General features: G+C 73.2%; 4 protein-coding genes. All 4 read left to right on the forward strand.

From position 1 onward, the window contains the following. The coding region (locus VJS38_RS04400) for a thioredoxin family protein (RefSeq protein ID WP_324086934.1) at positions 1-529 on the forward strand (529 nt) is incomplete at its 5' end. Positions 530-587: 58 nt separating this feature from the next. Further along, the gene (gene pgi / locus VJS38_RS04405; protein WP_324086935.1) at positions 588-2,204 is read left to right on the forward strand and encodes a glucose-6-phosphate isomerase; all 1,617 of its coding nucleotides are present in this window, start codon (positions 588-590) and stop codon (positions 2,202-2,204) included. A gap of 417 nt (positions 2,205-2,621) precedes the next feature. Continuing rightward, positions 2,622-4,115 carry a histidine--tRNA ligase gene (gene hisS / locus VJS38_RS04410; RefSeq protein ID WP_324086936.1) on the forward strand — a complete coding sequence of 498 codons (1,494 nt, stop codon included), beginning with the start codon at positions 2,622-2,624 and terminating at the stop codon, positions 4,113-4,115. Beyond that, positions 4,112-4,667, forward strand: a 556-nt coding sequence (locus tag VJS38_RS04415) for an ATP phosphoribosyltransferase regulatory subunit (RefSeq protein WP_324086937.1), incomplete at its 3' end; no start/stop codon positions are given. The genes hisS and VJS38_RS04415, both read left to right, overlap by 4 nt.

The following is a 4,667-nucleotide window of genomic DNA, read 5'->3' on the forward strand; positions in this document are numbered from 1 at the left end:
GGCCGGCAAGAAGGCTTGGGCGCTGGGCGGCGCGGCCGCGGCCCTCGCCCTCGCCGCCTTGGCTTCCGGCGTCATGGTCCCCAACGCCGCCGCCGGACCGTCTGCGGTCCAGGGGCCGGAATCGGCCGCGCTCGACGAGCAGCCCTATTCGCCGGCGACGCTCGCCGCGCTGCGGGCCAAGGGGACGCCGGTGTTCGTCAACTATACCGCCGCCTGGTGCGTCAGTTGCCAGGTCAACGACCGGGTCGCGCTGTCCACCAGCCGCGTGGCCGAGGCCTTCCGCCGGCAGGGGGTGGCCTATCTCAAGGCCGACTGGACCCGGCGCGACCCGGTGATCGCCGCCGACCTGGCGCGCTTCGGACGCGCGGGCGTGCCGCTCTACCTGGTCTATCCGGCCGATGGCCGCGCGCCGCAGGTGTTGCCGCCGATCCTGACCGAGGGCGCGGTGCTCAAAGCCTTGGCAGGCGCGCGCGGGCCAAGCGCCGGGCCCGGGGTCCAGGCGCGTAACAGCGCTGTCGCGGGGGCATGATCGTTAGGACTTCTCCCGGCGTTATGCTGATCGTCCGAACATCGTGGGGGCTTGCCGCTTGTCTGAACTCGACGCCGCCTGGGCCGCGCTGAACGCCGCCGCCGAGCGCGCCCGCCTGCGCCGCATCGCCAGCCTGTTCGAGGTCGAGCCGGGCCGCCAGGCCAAGCTCACGCTGGAGGCCGCCGGCCTGACGCTGGACTTCTCGAAGCAGCCCTGGTCGCTGCCGGACCTGGGCGAGATGCTCGACCTCGCCCGCGCGGCCGGCGTCGAGGCCGCCCGCGCGCGGCTGCTCGGCGGCGAGATCGTCAACCGTTCGGAGGAGCGGCCGGCGCTGCACACGGCCCTGCGCGCCCCCGAATGGGCGGGCCTGAAGGCCGCCGGCGTCGAGGTCTCCAGCGAGGTCGACGCCACCCGCGCGGCGATGAAGCGCTTCGCCGACGGCGTCCGCGCGGGCGCGATCCGCAGCGCCGCCGGCAAGGCGTTCCGCGCGATCCTGCACATCGGCATCGGCGGCTCGGACCTTGGCCCGCGGCTGATCTGGGAGGCGCTTCGCCCGCTGCAGCCGCAGATCGAGCTGCGCTTCGCCGCCAACGTCGATCCCGCCGAGCTGGCGCTGGCGCTCGCCGGGCTCGATCCGGCCGAGACCCTGGTGGTGGTGGTCTCCAAGACCTTCACCACGCTGGAGACCCTGGCCAACGCCGAGGCCGCCCGCGCCTGGCTCAGGCAGAGCCTGGGCGAGGGCGCCGACGCCCACCTCGCCGCCGTCTCGGCAGCGCCCGACCGCGCCCAGGCGTTCGGCGTCGCGCCCGACCGGGTGTTCGCCTTCTGGGACTGGGTCGGCGGCCGCTATTCGCTGTGGTCGGCGGTGGGCCTCTCCTGCGCCGTGGCCCTGGGCTACGAGACCTTCGCCCGGCTGCTGGCCGGCGCGCGGGCGATGGACGAGCACTTCGCCGCCGCGCCGCTGGAGCGCAACGCCCCGGTGCTGCTGGCGCTGGCCCACGTCTTCAACCGCAACGGCCTCGGCCGGCCGATGCGCGCGGTCGTCCCCTACGCCCAGCGGCTGCGCCTGTTCGCGCCGTTCCTCCAGCAGCTGGAGATGGAGTCCAACGGCAAGCGCATCGACGCCGAAGGCCGGCCGCTGACGCGGGCTACCGCCGCGGCGGTGTTCGGCGACGCCGGCACCAACGGCCAGCACGCCTTCTTCCAGCTGTTGCACCAGGGGACCGACATCATCCCGGTCGACATCGTCGCCGTGCGCGAGGGCTCGGAGGGCGACCCGGCCATGCAGCGCAAGCTGTTGGCCAACGCCGTCGCCCAGGCCGAGGCCCTGCTGGTCGGCCGCAGCGAAGCCGAGGTCCGCGCCGAGCTCACGGCCAAGGGACTCTCCGCCGCCGAGATCGACGCGCTCGCGCCGCAACGCACCTTCCCCGGCGACCGGCCGTCGACTTTCATCCTCCTTGAGCGGCTCAGCCCCGAGGCGCTGGGCGCGCTCATCGCCCTCTATGAGCACAAGACCTTCGTCGAGGGCGTGCTCTGGGGGATCAACAGCTTCGACCAGTGGGGCGTCGAGCTCGGCAAGACGCTGGCCAGCCGGGTGCTGGGCGAGCTGGAAGGCGGCGCGGCCGGAGACCACGATCCGTCGACGGAAGCGCTGATCGGGCGGCTGAAATCTTAGGAGTTGGGGGTGTCGGCATTCGCCGAAACGCCCCCTCAGTCGGCTTCGCCGACAGCTCCCCCCGTTTCACGGTGGAGCATCTCGGCGCTCAGATCCTCCACCGCGAAGCGGGGGAGGTGGCTCGCGGAGCGAGACGGAGGGGGCGTTCCATCCGCCGACTCGCTTTCTTCACATCTCTCCTTTATAGCCCCGCCCCGATGACCTGCGTCGCGCACCATCACGGCTCGCATCACCATCCGACCCTGGCGGGTTCGGCTCGGGATCGCGTGGCCTGACGCGACCCTCTCCGAAGCCCCGCCGAAGCGGACGGGGCTCGGTTTTCCGAACGTCCTGTCCGTCATCCGATCTGACAGGACCTTAACGATGGACCGTCTTCCTTCCTTGAGCGCAGAAGCCGCCTCGGCTAAGCGCCCGTCCATGACCACCGAGCCCGTCCGCCCCGAAGCGCGCAGTCCGCGCGGCTTCGTCGACCGCCGCCCCCGCGACCTGGCTGCGGAGCGCAGAATCCTCGCCGCCGTCTCGGCGGTCTACGAACGCTACGGCTTCGAGCCGCTCGACACCGGAGCGTTCGAATACGCCGACGCGCTCGGCAAGTTCCTGCCCGACGCCGACCGGCCGAACGAGGGCGTCTTCGCCTTGCAGGACGACCCGGATTCTGAAGGCAATGGGCAGTGGATGGCGCTGCGCTACGACCTGACCGCGCCGCTGGCCCGCTTCGCCGCCCAGAACTGGGAGACCCTGCCCAAGCCGTTCCGCCGCTACGCCTATGGGCCGGTGTGGCGCAACGAGAAGCCCGGCCCCGGCCGCTTCCGCGAGTTCTGGCAGTGCGACGCCGACACGGTGGGCTCGGCCCGTCCCGAGGCCGACGCCGAGATCATCGCCATGGCGGCCGAGGGCCTCGTCGCCGCCGGCCTGCCGCAAGGCTCGGCGGTGCTGAAGATCAACAACCGCAAGCTGCTCGACGGCCTGTTCGACGCCCACGGGGTCGAGGACGTGCGCCAGCGACTGACGGCGCTGCGGGCCATCGACAAGTTCGATCGGCTGGGCTGGCCGGGCGTGCGCGACCTGTTGGGCCCGGGCCGGCTCGACGAGTCCGGCGACTTCACCAAAGGCGCCGAGCTTGCGCCCGCGGCGATCGGGGCGATCCAGTCCTTCCTCGCCATCGAGGCCGCGCCCGACCTCAGCCGGCTGGAAGTGGTCGAGGCGCTGGCCACCCTGACGCTCGGCGCCAAGGGCGAGGAGGCGCTGGCCGAGCTGCAGAAGATCGCAGCGGCCCTGGCCGGCATGGGCGTGGCCGAGGCCGCAGCCCGGATCGACACCACGGTGGTGCGGGGCCTGGAGTACTACACGGGCGCGGTCTTCGAGGCCGAGCTGCTCCTTCAGACCGCGGATGAGAAGGGCAATCCGGTCCGCTTCGGCTCGATCGGCGGCGGCGGCCGCTACGACGACCTGGTGGCGCGCTTCACCGGCCAGCAGGCGCCGGCGACCGGCTTCTCCTTCGGCGTCTCGCGCCTGGCCAGCGCCTTGCGCGCCGCCGGCCGCGACCTGGGCGCTCAGGCCCGCGGCCCGGTGGTGGTGATCGCCTTCGACCAGAGCCGGATGAGCGACTACTTCGCCGTCGCCCGTGAGCTGCGCGCCGCCGGCGTCGCCGCCGAGGTCTATCTCGGCAGCTCCGGCATGAAGGCGCAGATGAAGTACGCAGACCGCCGGCTCTCGCCTGCGGCGGTGATCATCGGCGAGGACGAGCTGGCCGCCGGGACCGCGACGGTCAAGGACCTCGACCTCGGCCGTGCGCTCTCGCTCGGCGTGGTCGACAACGCCGCCTGGCGCGAGCAGCGCCCCGGTCAGGCGACCGTGCCGCGCGCCGAGCTGGTCGCGACCATCCGCAACATCCTGGACGCCCAGCCGTGAGGACCGAAGCCCCGATCCCGGCCGAGGCGCTGGCCGCCATCCGCGCCCCGTTCGCCGCCGCCGGCGCGGAGCGGATCGAACCGCCGCTGCTGCAGCCCTTGTCCCTGCTGCTGGACCTGGCCGGCGAGGCGATGCGCGCGCGGCTGTTCGTGGTCCAGGCGGAAGGCGGCGCCGAGGCCTGCCTGCGTCCCGACTTCACCGTCGCGGTCGCCCGCTGCCACGTCGAGCGCGCCGCCGCCGCCGGCCGTTACTATTATGAGGGCCCGGCCTTCCGCGCGTCGCAAGGGGCGGACCTGGCCGAGGAGTTCCTGCAGCTCGGGCTCGAGCGCTTCGACGCGATGGGCGCCGAGCCGGTCGAGGCCGACGCCGAGGTCGCAGCGCTCGCCTGGCGCGCCGCCGCGGCCGGCGGCCGCACGGACCTGTCGCTGTGGCTGGGCGACGTCGCCCTGTTCGCGGCCTTCGTCGAGACCCTTTCGCTGCCCAAGCCGCTGGCCGCGCGGCTCAAGCGCGTCGCCGGCCGGCCGCGGCTGTTGACGGCCGAGCTGGCGCGGG

This window comes from Phenylobacterium sp. (assembly GCF_035276905.1).
Lineage (GTDB): Bacteria > Pseudomonadota > Alphaproteobacteria > Caulobacterales > Caulobacteraceae > Phenylobacterium.